Origin of the sequence: Acidiphilium iwatense, from assembly GCF_021556475.1 — a bacterium.
GTDB lineage: Bacteria > Pseudomonadota > Alphaproteobacteria > Acetobacterales > Acetobacteraceae > Acidiphilium > Acidiphilium iwatense.
In genome coordinates, this window is record NZ_JAKGBZ010000031.1 from 1 (window position 1) to 15277 (window position 15277).

Here is a 15277-nt window from a genome sequence, read left to right on the forward strand (position 1 = left end):
GAACCAGTCCAGCGTCGCCCGCGCCTATGAACAGTTCGACGAAGCCGGCCGCATGCTGCCTTCGGCCTATTACGACCGGGTGGTCGACGTGATGGAGGAGTTGCTCCGGTTCACGCTTCTGCTGCGCGATCGCAGCGCCTATCTGGTCGATCGTTACAGCGAGCGCAAAGCCGCCGCACCGCACCCGGTCGATCGGCTATAAATTCGAAGGTTCAGCAACTTCGTCCTGCGATGACGGCCAAACTCCTGTCGGCGGCGACCGCAGGACTTGCTTCTCATTGAGAGCGGGCGGCGCTTCACCTACTTCGCAGGCGGAACCTCAGCCGCCTCCGCCCTCTCCGAACCGCCACACCGGGATGCCGAGGACGCGCGCCTTGTCGGCGAGGTTTTCGCAGATGCCGGAGCCCGGGAAGACGATCACCCCGATCGGCATCACCTCCAGCATCCGGTCGTTGCGCTTGAATGGTGCGGCCTTGTTATGCCGGGCCCATTCGGGCTTGAAGGCGATCTGAGTGACCTTGCGGTGATCGGCCCAGCAGGCGGCGATGCGTTCTGCGCCGCGCGGGCTGCCCCCGTGCAACAGCACCATGTCGGCGTGCTTGCGATGCACCCGGTCGAGGGCGGCCCAGATGCGGTCGTGGTCGTTGCAATCGACCCCGCCGGTGAAGGCGATGCGGGGTCCGGCCGGAAGAAGAATTTCGGTCTCGGCGCGGCGTTTGGCTGCGATGAAGTCCCGGCTGTCGATCATCGCCGCGGTCAGAGTGCGGTGATTGACCATCGATCCGGCGCGCGGGCGCCAGGTCGAACCGGTGTGGCGCTCGAACAATTCAGCCGCGGCGTCACGGAGGAGTTCAAAGGCATTGCGCCGTTCGATCAGCGTCAGCCCCTCGGCGATCAGGCGTTCCAGTTCGACTGAGCGGATTTCCGAGCCATCCTGGTTTTGCTGGCTACGGCGTTGATGGTCCTCATTGGTGTCGAGGGCGCGTTGCACGCGGTCAGCCGTCCGGTGGAACAGATTGACCTGCGACCAGAGCAGATCGGCGAGGTCGGGTTCGAGACGCGTGTCGGTAAAACTGGTGACCAACGCGTCGAAAATATCGGCAAGTGCGCCTTCGAGTTGGCAGGCTTCGGGCAATGGGCGCGGGTCCGGTTCGTCCTGGAAGGGTCGATGTCCGTAAAGCTGCAATTCGTCGAGAAGCCGGGCGGTCGGCGATGCAGCGTGAGCTGGCTCGTGTTCGTCGTGCTGGGGAAGCGGATTGGTCGCCATGATCGGTGTCCTTGTTCGGGTGGCCGCGCCCATCGCGGCCTTCACGGCGATGCTTTGGCCGGGGGCGGGCCGGGGCTGCACCGCCTTCGACCGAAGCGCAGCGGAGGACGGCGGGCGGCGGCTATTTTGCCTCGCGATGCAAAGCGGCCGATGTGAGATGTTGCGTCTCGTTGGCGCCGATGCCGGGCCGCGGCGGAAAATAGTCGCCGGCCGCCGTTGCAGCTCCGGCCCGGCTCTGGCCCGATCGCCGCTCTCAGAAGGCCGAGGGCACGGCCCACTCCCGGACGCAGGACAGGCGGCACTGGCGACCAGCTCCTGGCACGGCAATGATCAGCCTATTCACGCTGAAGGCCCGGTTCCGGAGTCAACCGATGCAAAGCGCGCGGCATCCTCCGGGGCAAGCTGGGCCCATAGCCGTGCCCGCAGAGCGTCTGCGCCGAACCGGCGCAGGTCGGCGTTAAAGTCGTTGGTCACCGGCCAGAGAATCCGCACCTCGATCCCGGCCGATCTGGCCCGGTCGCGCAGTCGGATCGCCGCATGACGGCCCGCCTTGTCATTGTCGCGCGCGATATAGAGGCGACGAACCGTGGATGGCAGAACCAGGGCGGCGAGATGATTGGCCGATAGGCACGCGACCATCGGCAGTTTGGGCAGAACGCATCGGAGCGACAGCATCGTCTCGATGCCTTCGCCGGCCGCCATGACGTCGTCCGCGATACCGAACCGGACACCGTGACCAAGAAGATGGCCCATCGCGCGTCGTGGGGTTACGACCGGCGCCTTGCCAAAGCCGGTGGGATCGAGCCAGGTGCGGTGCGCGCCGGTGAGCTTGCCGTCGAGATCGGTGACGGCGGCGATCAACGCCGGCCAAATCTCGGCTGGTGCTTCGGCGTGTGGCCGATAGTAGCAGCTTGGGTGGAAGCGAACGGCGTCGATTCCATGGAAAGCCGTGATGCCACGCCGGCGCAGATACGTCTCGGCGATGGTACCGGCAATCGGCTGCGCCATGGCAAACAGCCGGCGTGCCGCGTCGGCTGATCCCCGCGCTACTGGGGATGGCACGTGTCCGAAGGGTCGATCAGCAGGGTTATCGCGCGGCAGGCTCAGGAATGATCGCGCCTCGTCGAGCACGTCGCGGAACCGATCGAGGCCACGGTTCAAGGCGATGAGGTCAAGCAGATCGCCATGCTGAGACGTGGATCCGTCGGTCCAATTGCCGGCGGCACCCTTGCCGCGTTCTGGTCCGGTCAGGCGGACGAACAGGCTGCGGCCCGGCGTGTTGGCGACGTCGCCCACCAGCCAATAGCGACCCTCGCGATGGCCATTGGAAAGATAGTAGCGGCAGACCGTCTCGGCGTTGCGCGCAAGGCGGCGCGCCAGTTCGGATGCTGACATCGACATGGTCCTGGCATTCAAAACGAAAGGGACCCGTCACAATCGACGGGTCCCTCGGTGGCTGGCTAGGCGCTTGGGCTTATTCGGCGGCGATCACGTGGTCGTCCGCCGGGATCATCACGGTGTCGGATCCGATCTCCACCGGATCGACGGACGTTTCCATGTCCCCAACCGACGAAGGTTCAACTGCCATCGTGGTGGTGGCAATCACCTCGGTGGTTTCGGTAATCTGCTCCACGATCATAGCAGGCATTTGCCAGCCGGGCGCGCGCAGCGGCTCCGGCAACCAGCCCGTTCCGGCCAGAAGCTCTTCCGCCCGAACCGCCATCTCGCCCTTCTTCAGGTGGTCGATCGACTGTGCGAGGGCATCGCCCCTCACCTCCCGCACCGCTTCCAGGATACGCGCCTTGGTCACTCGGCCAAGGAAGTTATCGACGGTGGGTTCCCAGCCTCCGGTCGCGACCATGTCGAGTGACACCGCGTCCGCCAGCCGGTCGGCGTGTGCGATCGCCTTGGGCCGGCGGCTCCAGGCCTCATTTACCGCATTGATGGTCAGTGACACGCAATGGGCGAACAGCGCCTCGCGGCTGTCGGTATCGAAAGCCAGCAGCGCGTCCCACAACGTGCCGGCGTCCTCCGGCAGTTGCTCGGCCCAGCTGCGGTGCCGCGCATCGACCCGAGCCGCTAAGGGCGTGTCGGTCAGCCCTGGCGCATGGTTGCCGAACATCACGCTCTTCGGCTCGATCTCCAGGCAGGAATCAGAACCGTAGCGATAGAAAAGCTTGAGGCAGAGGACGTGTAGCAAAGCAAGGAAGGCTGTTGCCGGATCGGCGCCGAGCACGTCACGCAGCGCGAGCGTGCGATAGGCGGTGAGTTCGGTCAGCAATCTGTCCGGGATGGGACGAATACCCTCGTCTTCCTCCGGCGCTTCGAGTTGTGATGTGGCACCGTCACCCCTTGGCGCCGCATGCGCCGCATCGGAATGCGGTCCATGTTGAGAGCCCGCCCCTTCATCGTCGTCGGCCTCTTGCCGGGTGTCGCCAGATGAGAAGCTGTCGCCGTCAGGATCGGACAGCTCCGGCTCGGCGACCGGCGGCTCGTCCTCAGCACGAACATAACCGCGCTCGACACGCAACCGCCCGGACCCGTCGATGCTGACAAAGGCACCGGCACGCGCGATATCGGCTGCATCGTAGATCACCGGGCGTGCCTCGATCGCGATCAGCGCGGTCTCGATTTCGTTCAAGCGCCGCTCGACCGCTTCCGGCAATTCGTCTTGATTCGCATGGGCTTCCTCGAGCTGTTCGGCTTCGGCCCGCAATGCCTCGATCTTTGCACCTTCTGCCTCGGTCAGGGGCGGCTGCTCACCAGCAATCAGCCGCAGCCCGTAGGTATGGCCATACGGGAAGTCGATCGCGACCTCGACCCACTTCCAGCCCTCAGCACGGATCACGGTCGCATCGTGCTCCAACGTCTCGCAGGCCACGCGCTGCAGCAACCCGGCATCCTGCAACCAGCCGCCTTCGTCCGGCTGGAACAGATCCCGCATGACCGCACCCCCCGCGGCAGCGTAGGCGGCGCCGGCATATTGCGCCCGCTTATCGGAACTGCGCACCGCACCCTCTGTCAGCAGCCGGCGGATCTGATACGGCTCCTTGTTATAGGAGCGCTGGATCGCCTCCCAGACCTGCTCCTGGCGTTCGTGATCGGGGCTGACGGTGAAGGCCATCAACTGGTCGAGCGTCATGCCGTCCTCCGCATAGACATCGAGCAGTTTGGGCAAGACGGCGGCAAGCCGCAGCCGCTGCTTCACCACTGTGACCGCGACGAAAAACGCCGCCGCGATCTCCTCCTCGCTCAGCCCCTTCTCCCGCAGGGTGAGGAAGGCGCGGAACTGATCGAGCGGGTGCAGCGGCGCGCGCTGGACGTTCTCGGCGAGGCTGTCCTCCTCGGCCGTGCCCTCGGTACGCACCACGCACGGAATGGGCGCGGTACGGCCAAGCCGCTTCTGCTTGACCAGCAATTCCAGCGCCCGAAAGCGACGCCCGCCGGCCGGGATCTCGAACATGCCGGTCTCCGCGCCATCGGCGTCGAGCACCGGCCGCACGGTCAGGCTCTGCAGCAGGCTGCGCCGGGCGATATCCAGAGCCAGCTCCTCGATCGATACGCCTGCTTTGATCCGCCGGACATTGGCCTGGCTGAGCACCAGCTGGTTGAAGGGGATGTCGCGCGACGCGCTGAGGGTGATCTTCTGAACGGTTTTAGCCATGTCGATAACTCCGCGACGGGCGGCTGGAAGCCACTCTCCCAACCTATCGCACCGTCACGAATCTTCGGTCCGCCCTCTCCCTCGATGACGGCCTCAAACCCCGCGATCACCACCGTGATCCTCCGCCGGTCCATCCGGGAGATTGAACACTTCGGCACCGGCGGCACGATAGGCGGCGGCAATCACGCCCAACGGCGCGTAGCTGAACGCACCGTGCGGCGGCGGATCGGGCGGTATGCCGACAGCAATCATCGGTCCATGCAGCGCCAGCCGTACCACGGCGGCGAAATCGAGCCTGCGGCTATCGATCACAGTTAACCCCGCTTCGATACAGGCGGCCTTGATCGGCTCGGCATCATAGCCGGAGAGCCGGGCGCCATCGTCGTACCGAGGATAAACCCACCCCGGCCGATCGAAAGATGACCACCCTCGGTCGCCAGTGCCCGGGCGATCAGGTCGTCGTAGCGGTGATCGTCAGAATTGTTTGATCCGGCTTGCATGATCTGTCTCCATGACGGAGCCACCGGGAGCCACTCTCCCTGATCTGTCGACCCGTCACGGAACGCCGATCGCACTCTGGCTCTCCCGACGGCGGGTGGTGGGAGAGCCGGTCGGGCGAACCCGGCTGACCGCGGTCTTGATCGCACCGGCCTCCCCCGACGTCCTCCCGTCCTGTCACATTGTGGCCGAGATCAAACCAATCCGGGCGTTGCGTCCGGGCCAGGGATATGACAGACTATCCCACGAGGAGAATCGACAATGTCGCACACAGTTGTTGGAAAATGGGGAAAGAACCTTGCCATTCGCGTCCCCATGGACGTCGCGCGTATGGCGGGCCTGACCGACGGCGAAAAGGTGGAGATTGAAACGCTGGACGGCGACATCGTCGTCCACCGGCGGGCGGCGCATGCTCAGGCGCGCCAGGACGCGGAGAGCGCGGCTGAGGAAATCATCGCCGAGAGCCGCCGCCATTCCCTCGGTGGCGTTTCCATTCGGGACTTGCTGGACGATGGACGGCGTGGATGAGTCTTGTGCTCGACGCGTCCATGACCATCGCCTGGCTGTTCGACGATGAGCGGACCCAAGCTGCTCATGCGGTGATGCGCCGTGTGGTCGCCGAGGGCGCGATCGTGCCTTCGCTGTGGCGGCTCGAGGTTGCCAATGTGTTGCGCAATGCGGTCAGGCGCGGCCGTTGCGACGAAGCCTATGCCGGCCGGTCGCTGACGCGGCTTGGACGCCTCGCAATCAAGAGCGACGAGGAAACCGACAGCCATGCCTGGGGTGCGACGCGAACCCTGTCGCGGGAGGAAAATCTGACGCTTTACGACGCCGCCTATCTCGAACTGGCCGTCCGCAAAAGCGCGCCGCTGGCGTCCTGCGATGCCGCACTGCTGGCGGCGGCGGCACGCCGGAAGGTCAACGTGCTCACCGCCTGATGCTTGCGGCGTCCGCGTTCGGCTATCGTCTACGAACCGGCCGAATGTTCGCCGTTGTTGACGGAAAGGTTGTGCGTTTCATCCGCAGTGCCGGTCTCGATCTCGGCAAGGCAATCTTCGAGGAAGTCGTTCGTCGATTGACCTTTGATGCCATCGGCGGTGATAAATATCGCCATGCCGCCCCATCCGTCCGGCCGCATCCGGCTACAGGTGAAGGCCGAGACCGCCGTGATATAACGAAGCGTGAGCGAGCGCTTCACGATGCTTTTGAACAGAAACTTCCACGATGTCATGCTGAGATCCAGCTCGATCTCGTCCTCGTCCGTGGATGCTTCTGAAAGTTGCTCCGCGATGTAGGCATTTGCGTCGCTGTCGGCCGCTTTGGACGCGGCCAGAGCGGTTTTGAGTTCAGAACGGTTTATCCAGATCATGTCGGCCGGACATTCATCGGCATAGAAATACAATCCGTCGCCATCGGGTTCGGCACTGAAGATATGGGAGAGCAGAAGACGTTCCAGCGGCGTCATGTCCACGTCCGGAATCGTCGGCTGAATGACGGTAGGCGTGTGATAGTTGGCCATGTTCTTATCTCCAGAAATGCAAAAAGCCCAGCACGGGCCAGGCTTTTTGAATGGGGTTGGATGGGAAATGGAAACGGGTGCGGGACGGCCGAAGCTGCCCCGCGAGGCGAGGATCATTCCGCCACAGTGACGCCGGGTCTGAATCGTCCTGGTTAGTCAACGATGCCTCGACGCCATCGTCAGCGGCCAGAAAGCGCGGGCCGCAGGAATGAAGTCAGAAAGCATGAAAATGCCAGAGCAGACAGTCGTAGAACCAGGATGCGGCTTCTCGGCTTCACGTCAATCAGGCGGCACGCTCCAGCAAAATCTTGGCCTTGCCCTCAAGCTCCAGCCTTGTGTCCTGATTCGGCTTGGAGCGGGCGAGCGCGGTGATGCCCTGCACGAAATCAAACACGCTCTCGGGAGGTCGGCCTTCTTCGTCGAGAACCGTGGCGATGACCTTCGCCGTCTCCGTCTTGCTGAAGCCGTACTTGCGGAGGAAGGCGTCTCGATCCTCATCTTTTCGGGCAATGATCGCTTCGTGTGCGGCCCGAATGCCGGCGACGAAAGGCGCCGGGGAAGAGGTAGCGAAGCGTTCCAGCGCGGGTGCAGCTTGATGGGCGAACCGGTGGGCGGCAAATTTACTATGCCGGATGCTGATCTCCTCGAAGCCTTCCACGCCCCACAAATTGCGATTCATGCACACCGCGCGGAGATAGAACGAGGCGATGCCGAGCGTCTTCGAGCCGACCTCGCTGTTCCAGCAATAGAAGCCTCGGAAGTAGAGATCCGGATCGCCATTCGGCAGGCGGCCGGCCTCGATCGGGTTGGTGTCGTCCACCAGAAACAGGAACACGTCGCGGTCGCTGGCATACAGGGTGGTGGTGTCCTTGGTCACCTCGACGTAGGGGTTATGGGTCATGCTCGACCAATCGAGCAGACCTGGCACTTTCCAGCGCGTATCGCCGGTGCCGTCGCCGGCAATCCGCATGACGGCTGAAATCAGCTCATGATCCCAGATGCGGCCATAATCCGGCCCGGTGACGGCGCGCAACTCAACCCGGCCATCCTCCACCTCCAAAGTCTTGATCATCTCCGCCCGGTGCGAGAGCAGCCCATGCTGCATGTTGATGCCGGCCAGCGGCGCCGGCAGCTGACGCAGATATCCAGCGGGCGCCCCCACCAGGCTGCACATCTGGCCGAACGACCAATGGGTTGGTGCGACCGGCTCGTCGCGGCCGGGCACGATCAAGGACATCCGCTCGGCATCGTCGCGGCTCGCCTCGACACGCAGGTTTCGGGTCTCGACGGTGCGCGCGGTGGCGCGGTCCGCCCGCGCGCGAACAGCACCGTAGAGGGCGCTCAGCGAGAGGTAACGCTCGTCGTCAGGCCGGGAAAACCACTCGGATGACACCCGGCCGATGCGCTCGCCACGCGAGATATCGACCTTATAGGCACCCGTCACACTCGAGAGGGGAGTCTTGCCGATGGCCGGGCTGGGCGCGCTACTACGGCTCTGGGGAACAACACTTTGGTTCATGGGACTTCTCCGCGACAGGTCGGCCAAGAGCCTCTCTCTCAGCCTACATGCCCGTCGCGGAAAACCGCTCGGCACTCTCCCTCTCAAAACCTGGCCACGCCGTCGTTTGCGCGACGAAACCCGCCGTCTGGGCAAACCTGCGTATCGCCGACCCTGAAGCCATCTCAACTCGACGCCGCGACTCATGGGTCACCGCCAAGATCTTGCCCTCCAATCTCCTCATGCGCGCGCTGGCCGGCGCGCGCGCAAGTATTTGCCGCAAATATTTCGATAAAAGCACCAATCGTCAGCATTCGCGCGATGGACAGCATCAGCATCTCCCCCGCGTCCCATGGCCACCCTACTGAGTAGAATGTTGATTTCGCGTAGCAGTGCGGTTTGACAGCAATGGAAGCCAAGATCGTTCCCCTACCAATACCTGACGGGTCGCCACACGACGGGCTGCGCTTTACGCCAGATGGCACGGGGCTGGACCCACGGCTGGTCGCGATGGTGCGATTACTCGCTAGACAGGCGGCCGATGCGTATTATGATGAGACGACGGCGCCGATAGAGGATCATCTGTCGCGGCGCTGAGAAGGAGGCTCATGCCGAAGGTCGCCTTGTATGCCCGCTATTCGTCGGAGAACCAGCGCGATGCCTCGATCGAGGACCAGTTGCGGCTGTGCCGGTTGCACGCCGAAAAGCAGAGCTGGACGATCGTCGATAGCTACACCGATCGGGCGATCTCTGGCGCATCCCTGCTTCGGCCGGGCATCCAGGAACTGATCCAGGACGCGACGCGCGGCCGGTTCGAGATCGTCCTTGCCGAGGCGATGGACCGGCTTTCACGCGATCAGGAAGATATCGCCGGTCTGTTCAAGCGCATGCAGTTCGGCGGCGTGCGCATCGTCACCCTTTCGGAGGGCGATGTCACTCACTTGCATATCGGCCTGAAGGGCACGATGAACGCCCTGTTCCTCAAGGATTTGGCCGACAAAGTGCGGCGCGGCCTGCGTGGCCGGGTCGAGCACGGCAAGTCCGGCGGTGGCAATGCCTACGGCTACGACGTGGTCAAGAAGTTCGCTGCTAATGGCGACCCGGTACGGGGCGATCGGACGATCAACGAGGCTGAATCCTCGATAATCCGCCGCATATTCGAGGACTATGCCGGCGGCAAATCGCCCAAGCGCATCGCGACGGAGTTGAACCGGGACCGGATCAAAGCGCCCAGTGGCGGCGACTGGGGTTTCAGCACGATCAACGGCAACCTCAAGCGCGGCAATGGCATCCTCAACAACGAAATGTATATCGGCCGGCTGGTCTGGAACCGGCAGCGGTTCATCAAGGATCCTGATACCGGCAAGCGGGTCTCGCGGATGAACCCGCAATCGGAATGGATCACCCTGGACGTGCCCGAACTACGGATTATCGACCAGGATTTATGGGACCAAGCCAAGGCACGGCAGCGCTCGGTCAAGGCTGACCGTGAGACCGGCGATTCCAACCGTCTGCATGAACGCCAGCGGGGCAAGTACCTGCTCACCGGCCTCACCAAATGCGGCAGCTGTGGCGGCGGCTATTCGATGGTATCGGCCGATCTCGTCGGCTGCTCGACGGCGCGCAACAAGGGCACGTGCGACAATCGGCTGAACATTCGGCGCAACCAGCTCGAAGCCCGAGTACTGACGGCGCTGAAAGACCATCTGATGAACCCGGAGCTATTTGCCGTGTTCTGCGACGAGTTCACTCGACGTATGAATGAACGGAGGATAGAGGCGAGCACAAACATCAACGCTGCACAATCAGAAATCCCGCGGATCGAGCGAGATCTTGAGCGATTGGTAGATCGCTTCCTGAAGGATGATGGTGCCGCTGACGCTCTGCACGCCCGAATGAAACAACTTGAAGGGCGCAAGCGGGAGCTACAGGAATTTCTTGCTTCTGCCGAGACACCACCGCCTGTGCTGCACCCGAGCATGGCCGTGATTTACCGCGAGCGAGTTGCGGCACTTCATGAGGCTCTCCAGCAAGACGAAACCCGAGCGCAGGCGGCCGAGGTCATCCGTTCACTGGTGTCCGAGATCGTGTTGACGCCGGCGGGCGGATTACTCGAGATCGACGTTGGGGGCGATCTGGCAGGCATTCTGACGATTGCGGCGGCTGGAAAACAGCAAAAGAGCCCGTCCCTTGCGGGTACGGGCTCTGATGGATCGCAAGTCATGATGGTTGCGGGGACATGCAAGCACGTTTGTTATAACTTCGGGCCTAGGAGACCTCCGGCGGCCTTCGGCGAGGTCGAGGATCGCCATCAACTCGCCGCGTAAGACGGCGTTGATCTCGCCCCGTCCCTCGCCTGGCGTCAGTACCACCTCGCCGACCAGCGAGCGGATATCCTGCCGCGCGCTGCCGTCGGCTTCAGGCTCGTTGAGCGTTTCGGCGAGACGGGTGATTTTGGCCCGATAGAGTTCCGCGACATTCGGATGCAGATCCGGCATATCCGGCGGCGCTGCCGCCAGACGCTCCTCAACCGCCGCCTTCTGCTGTTCCAGTTCATCCATGCGCTCTTTCATGGTGGGCTGGTACATGCCGTCTTCGATCGCCGCCATGATGCTCTTGATGCCGCGCTCGATCTTTTCGAGTGCGCGGCGGTCTATTTCCGCCTCGGCGCGACGCTCATGGTTCCGCCGATTGGTTTCCTCGGTATAGGCTCGGACAGCGGTGGCTACGGCCTCGGGAGAGACAAGTTTATCAGTCAGGCCGTGCAAGGCGCGCTGCTCGATAGCGTCTCGTCGCACGGTACGGCCATTGCCGCAGATGCCCTTCCGGAAATGGTTGAGACAGCCATAGCGGTCATTGACGACGATGCCGTATTTCCCGCCGCAGCAGCCGCAGGTGAGCAGTCCCGACAACAGGAAGGCCGGACGCCGCAAACCATTCATCCGCTTCGAGCGGGCAGCCTGAATACCCTTGGTCGTGGCCTCGAACTGTTTGGCGAGTTCCGCTTGACGGAGTTTCACGCGCTGCCACAGCTCGTCATCGACGATGCGCAACTCCGGCACCTCGGTCCTGATCCACTTGGCTTCCGGGTTCGGGCGCGACACCCGCTTCCCGGTGTTCGGGTCCTTGATGAAGCGCTGCCGATTCCAGACCAGCACGCCGGCGTAGAGTTCATTGTTGACGATGCCGTTGCCGCGGCAGACATGGCCCCGGATCGTCGTATCGCCCCAGGTGTGGCCGAAAGGGCCCGGAATGCCATCCTTGTTGAGGCCGGTCGCGATGGAGCGGGGCGACTGTCCCGCGGCAAATTGCCGGAAGATACGGCGGACGATGGCCGCTTCCGCCTCGTTGATCTTGCGCTCACCCCGAACCGGTTCGCCTTCGCCGTCCGTGCGCTTCACCACGTCGTAGCCATAGCAGAGCCCGCCGCCCGCTTTACCCTTCTCCACTCTGCCTCGCAGACCGCGATGGGTCTTCGCCGCAAGATCTTTCAGGAACAGGGCATTCATCGTCCCCTTAAGGCCAACGTGAAGCTCGGAAATTTCGCCCTCTGCCAAGGTCACGATCTGCACACCGGCGAATCGCAGATGCTTGAACAATGTCGCGACATCGGCCTGATCACGGGAAACACGATCCAGCGCCTCCGCCAGCACGATGTCGAACTTGCCAAGTTGGGCATCCCGCAACAACGCCTGGATACCTGGGCGAAGGATCACGCTCGCACCGGAAATCGCAGCATCCTGGTGTGTTACGATCACCGTCCATTTCTCGCGGGCAGCATGTTCGCGGCAGACGCGGAACTGGTCCTCGATCGAGGCCACGCTCTGATTGTCGGATGAGTAGCGGGCGTAGAGTGCGGCGCGGTTCATCATAAACTCCCTGTCAGCGGCGGACGCCGGAGTTTTGCTTCCGCCGATATAACTCAAGAAATTTGTCCTTCACCTGGGCAAACAAACGAGGCGGGATAAAGCCGTAGCTGAAAGCGCCAGGCCGACCCGGCACCGGGGCCAAGCCGCCGTTCGGCCATTCGTCGACGTTATGTTCCGACACGATGATCCAACTCGGCGCATCGTCGAGCCCGATCGCCTGACGGACCTTCGCCGGAATCTCAATACCAACCGTATCGTTGCCGGGCGCCGTATGCGTGATCGGCAAGATGACGACGAAGCGCGGCGAAACGACGGGGTCCATGGCAGCCACCAGACAGGCCGGACGTTCCTTGCCTTGATCGCGACCGGCCGCGGCCTCACGGGTCCAAAGGTAATCGTAGCGGATCACCAAGCCGGGTTTCGGTTCGGGGAGCGCCACGGCTGCCAGCCTATTTCATCAGATCGTCGAGCGCCGCGTGTTCCGGGTCCATTTCCGCCCGTCGCACCGCATCCACCACCGCCGGTGCCGCATCTTCCGTCCGGTGAACCCGCCGGCCCGCCGCGACCAGCCAGTCGTAATGATCCGCGGACATCAGCACCAGTTCACGGCGCCCGTGCCGGGTAATCTCGACCGGCTCGCGCTGGGCCTGATGTTGGAATTCGCCGAATTTGCGTTGAAACTCCACCGCGGTCGTCTGAGTCATGGCTTCCTCGCCGACATAAAAACTGAACATTTGTATTATCCGTATAATGCGAGGAAAGTCAATACTGCGTTGGCAACGCTAAACCACCCGTCCTGACGGCTCATCGTCGTCGCGGAACGTTGTCGTTGGCTGCGGGCGGACGCTTGGCGTGCTGCCGGGCAAGCTGGCGACCGATCGCCTGGGCAATCCGCAGAATGCGGGGGTCGATGGGCTTGGCGGTATCGGCGCCGTTGTCGTTTGCTGGTTTTTTGGCTCCGCCCTGCGGCCGCTTCTCCTGTTCCATGACGACGGCACCTCCGAGCGACACTCACGCGTCGGTCGGCCGACGCCGGTTCCAGACGAGCTGCGCAGTCCCGCCGTCCTCCGACGGGAACAGGGCGGCGGTGATCGGTTCGCTCAGGCTTGGGTCGTCGAGCTTGACGCGCAGATAATGCTTTGGGCTCTCACCACCGGATCGTGCTTCCCAGGCATCGCCAACAAGGGAACGGCCGGCGTACACGCGGAACGCCGGCGCGTTGTCGTTATGACGATTATCGTTGGGCGCGAAGCGCAGCTTCGCATTGATCGTCAGCGTATGGACACTGCCGATCCAGCCGCCATCCTTGGCGGGTGTGAATATTCCGATCATGGACATGGCATAACTCGCTTTCAGGCTGAGATTGACGACGGCTCGGGCACCGCGCTCTTCCGACGCCGCTCGGTCCGTGGAGCAGATTCCGCTGAGAACATTTCGTCGGTGATGCTCTTGCGCGCTTTGGCGAAACCCTTGTCGCTATCGAGAAAGGCGCCGAGCATGAACGGGATCAGGTCGGCGACGGATTCCGCCGCGCCATAAGTGGCGCGGTAGATTTCGGCATACTGGCGGAGCGCCTGATTGAGCTCCGGCGATACCGTGATGGTGATCTTGACCGGCGTCCGGTCGGGCAGTTTCGCGAGTTTCAGTTCGGTCATGATCGGTCTCCTGGTTTTCAGAGTCGTCATCCCTGGTAGGGCCGGAGCAAAAGATCCTTGTCGGCGATCACGCGCAGCGGCCAGCCGGGACGGATCGTAATGGTCGGTTGGACGTTGAGATCCTTCTCGACGATGCGCTGGCCGGCCTGGTTGGTGCTCTCCTGGGTCGACTGACTGATCGCCTGGACGAGATTGCTCTGGCTGGTGCCGAAGGTCGCCTGAGTGCCGACACCCAGCAGTGTCGAGAGGACGACACCCTTCAACAGAGTCCAGGTATGGTCATCGACCCCATCCTTGAGGCCGGTATAGCCGGCGGCATCGGTCGCGGGCAGGTTGTCGATCCGGATCGACGCGCCATCCGGCATGATGATGCGCTGCCAGACGACGAATGCCCGGTTCTGGCCGAATGCGACCACGCTGGAGTAGGTGCCGATCAGCCGCGAGCCCTGCGGGATCAGCAGGATGCGGCCGGTGACGGTGTCGTAGACGTTCTCGGTCACCTGGGCGATCACCGTGCCTGGCAGGTCGGAATTCAGGCCGGTGATCAGGCTTGCCGGAATCACGGTGCCCGCCATGACCTCGTCGGGCGAGATCGGCATGCGAAGCTGATGATCGTCATAAATGCCGCCTGACGATGCCGGGCTGACCAACCCGCGCTTTTTCTCCCGATCGTTTTGCCGGTTCGCCGCTTGATGGCCGACGGGGGGAGCGCCGCCGCCCGTCGCCGCGCCGTCGGTCGTGACGAATTTTGCCGCACTGGAACCCGGCATCCCGCCACCCGAAGGCGGTACGTTAGCCGCGCCGGCACCCACCTGCGTCGTGAGCTGGAAGAACACGCCGGCCTCGCTGGCGCGCCGCGCCTGCTGGGCGAGACGCAATTGCTCGGCCCGTTCCGCCTGGTCTTCGCTGCCCGGACCACCGGACGGGTTGAGCCCGAGGGACCGCTCGCGCAGCACGATCGGCGGCCCGAGATCGCCCGGCAACGGCGGCCCCAGGCGCGGCAATGATTTTGCGTTAGACTTTGGCTTCGGTAGTTGGCCGTAGGTGCTGGGCAACGCGGCCAAGCCTCCGGGCAGCGGTTGATGCTCCGCGTTGTAGAGTTCTGATCCACTTCCCAGCTTCGGATGAAACCTCGCGCTGCTCAGCGCGATCCAGGTGATACCGGCGATCACAAGGCAACCGATCGCGGCGAGGCCGATCAGCAAATTGCGTTTGAACCGCACCACCCGCCGGGGCGATGCCTTGAGGACCAGGGATTCGGGATCGAGTTTCGGTGGCGCGGAATGAGACCCAGGCTCGCTCATGGC

Annotated in this window: 16 protein-coding genes and 2 pseudogenes; 4 read left to right on the top strand and 14 right to left on the bottom strand. The window is 63.3% G+C overall.

Translation table 11 applies throughout. From position 1 onward, the window contains the following. Positions 1–202, top strand: a pseudogene (locus L2A60_RS14105) (arsenical resistance protein ArsH); the annotation flags it as partial. 117 nt (positions 203–319) lie between these two features. Here L2A60_RS14105 and L2A60_RS14110 read toward each other — a convergent pair. From L2A60_RS14110 to L2A60_RS14125, 4 genes are all read right to left on the bottom strand, one after another. Continuing rightward, positions 320–1267 carry a DUF2493 domain-containing protein gene (locus tag L2A60_RS14110; RefSeq protein WP_235705083.1) on the bottom strand — a complete coding sequence of 316 codons (948 nt, stop codon included), beginning with the start codon at positions 1265–1267 and terminating at the stop codon, positions 320–322. A 339-nt stretch (positions 1268–1606) separates the two neighbouring features. Further along, positions 1607–2668 (bottom strand): DUF7146 domain-containing protein, encoded by a 1062-nt coding sequence (locus tag L2A60_RS14115; protein ID WP_235705084.1) that lies wholly within the window; start codon positions 2666–2668, stop codon positions 1607–1609. 73 nt (positions 2669–2741) lie between these two features. Beyond that, a complete protein-coding gene (locus L2A60_RS14120) occupies positions 2742–4931 on the bottom strand; it encodes a ParB/RepB/Spo0J family partition protein (protein ID WP_235705085.1) in 2190 nt (729 codons plus the stop codon). A 93-nt stretch (positions 4932–5024) separates the two neighbouring features. After that, positions 5025–5243 carry a hypothetical protein gene (locus L2A60_RS14125; protein WP_235705086.1) on the bottom strand — a complete coding sequence of 73 codons (219 nt, stop codon included), beginning with the start codon at positions 5241–5243 and terminating at the stop codon, positions 5025–5027. A 447-nt stretch (positions 5244–5690) separates the two neighbouring features. On the opposite strand from L2A60_RS14125, the gene L2A60_RS14130 reads away from it, so the two are divergent. Together L2A60_RS14130 and L2A60_RS14135 are read left to right on the top strand one after the other, a co-directional pair. Beyond that, positions 5691–5957, top strand: a complete 267-nt coding sequence (locus L2A60_RS14130; RefSeq protein ID WP_081479258.1) for an AbrB/MazE/SpoVT family DNA-binding domain-containing protein — start codon at positions 5691–5693, stop codon at positions 5955–5957. Continuing rightward, positions 5954–6367 carry a type II toxin-antitoxin system VapC family toxin gene (locus tag L2A60_RS14135; protein ID WP_013640769.1) on the top strand — a complete coding sequence of 138 codons (414 nt, stop codon included), beginning with the start codon at positions 5954–5956 and terminating at the stop codon, positions 6365–6367. Before L2A60_RS14130 ends, L2A60_RS14135 begins: the two co-directional genes overlap by 4 nt. Positions 6368–6396: 29 nt before the next feature. On the opposite strand, the gene L2A60_RS14140 is transcribed toward L2A60_RS14135, so the two are convergent. The 3 genes from L2A60_RS14140 to L2A60_RS20625 all read right to left on the bottom strand — a co-directional run bounded on the left by L2A60_RS14140 (position 6397) and on the right by L2A60_RS20625 (position 8778). Beyond that, complete coding sequence (locus L2A60_RS14140; protein ID WP_013640770.1) at positions 6397–6948, bottom strand: hypothetical protein; 552 nt, start codon at positions 6946–6948, stop codon at positions 6397–6399. Positions 6949–7231: 283 nt separating this feature from the next. After that, positions 7232–8467, bottom strand: coding sequence for a DUF932 domain-containing protein (locus L2A60_RS14145; RefSeq protein WP_231844423.1), 1236 nt, complete (start codon positions 8465–8467; stop codon positions 7232–7234). A gap of 182 nt (positions 8468–8649) precedes the next feature. Next, entirely contained in the window at positions 8650–8778 is a 129-nt protein-coding gene (locus L2A60_RS20625) for a hypothetical protein (RefSeq protein WP_262313073.1), read from the bottom strand. Between the two features lie 276 nt (positions 8779–9054). Here L2A60_RS20625 and L2A60_RS14150 point away from each other — a divergent pair, with 276 nt between their 5' ends. Beyond that, positions 9055–10773, top strand: a complete 1719-nt coding sequence (locus L2A60_RS14150) for a recombinase family protein (RefSeq protein ID WP_235705087.1) — start codon at positions 9055–9057, stop codon at positions 10771–10773. Positions 10774–11229: 456 nt separating this feature from the next. On the opposite strand, the pseudogene L2A60_RS14155 reads toward L2A60_RS14150, so the two are convergent. The 7 genes and pseudogenes from L2A60_RS14155 to L2A60_RS14185 form a co-directional block, all read right to left on the bottom strand. After that, positions 11230–12318, bottom strand: a pseudogene (locus tag L2A60_RS14155) (recombinase family protein); the annotation flags it as partial. Between the two features lie 10 nt (positions 12319–12328). Next, positions 12329–12724, bottom strand: coding sequence for a hypothetical protein (locus L2A60_RS14160; protein ID WP_235705117.1), 396 nt, complete (start codon positions 12722–12724; stop codon positions 12329–12331). 40 nt (positions 12725–12764) lie between these two features. Next, entirely contained in the window at positions 12765–13019 is a 255-nt protein-coding gene (locus tag L2A60_RS14165; protein ID WP_235705089.1) for a type II toxin-antitoxin system prevent-host-death family antitoxin, read from the bottom strand. Positions 13020–13119: 100 nt separating this feature from the next. Then, positions 13120–13302: a hypothetical protein gene (locus L2A60_RS14170; protein WP_235705090.1), complete on the bottom strand. Its 183-nt coding sequence runs from the start codon at positions 13300–13302 to the stop codon at positions 13120–13122. 24 nt (positions 13303–13326) lie between these two features. Beyond that, positions 13327–13653, bottom strand: coding sequence for a DUF736 domain-containing protein (locus tag L2A60_RS14175; protein ID WP_235705091.1), 327 nt, complete (start codon positions 13651–13653; stop codon positions 13327–13329). Positions 13654–13667: 14 nt separating this feature from the next. Next, positions 13668–13970 (bottom strand): DUF2274 domain-containing protein, encoded by a 303-nt coding sequence (locus L2A60_RS14180; RefSeq protein ID WP_235705092.1) that lies wholly within the window; start codon positions 13968–13970, stop codon positions 13668–13670. A 26-nt stretch (positions 13971–13996) separates the two neighbouring features. Then, complete coding sequence (locus tag L2A60_RS14185) at positions 13997–15274, bottom strand: TrbI/VirB10 family protein (RefSeq protein ID WP_235705093.1); 1278 nt, start codon at positions 15272–15274, stop codon at positions 13997–13999. Positions 15275–15277 lie beyond the last annotated feature (3 nt).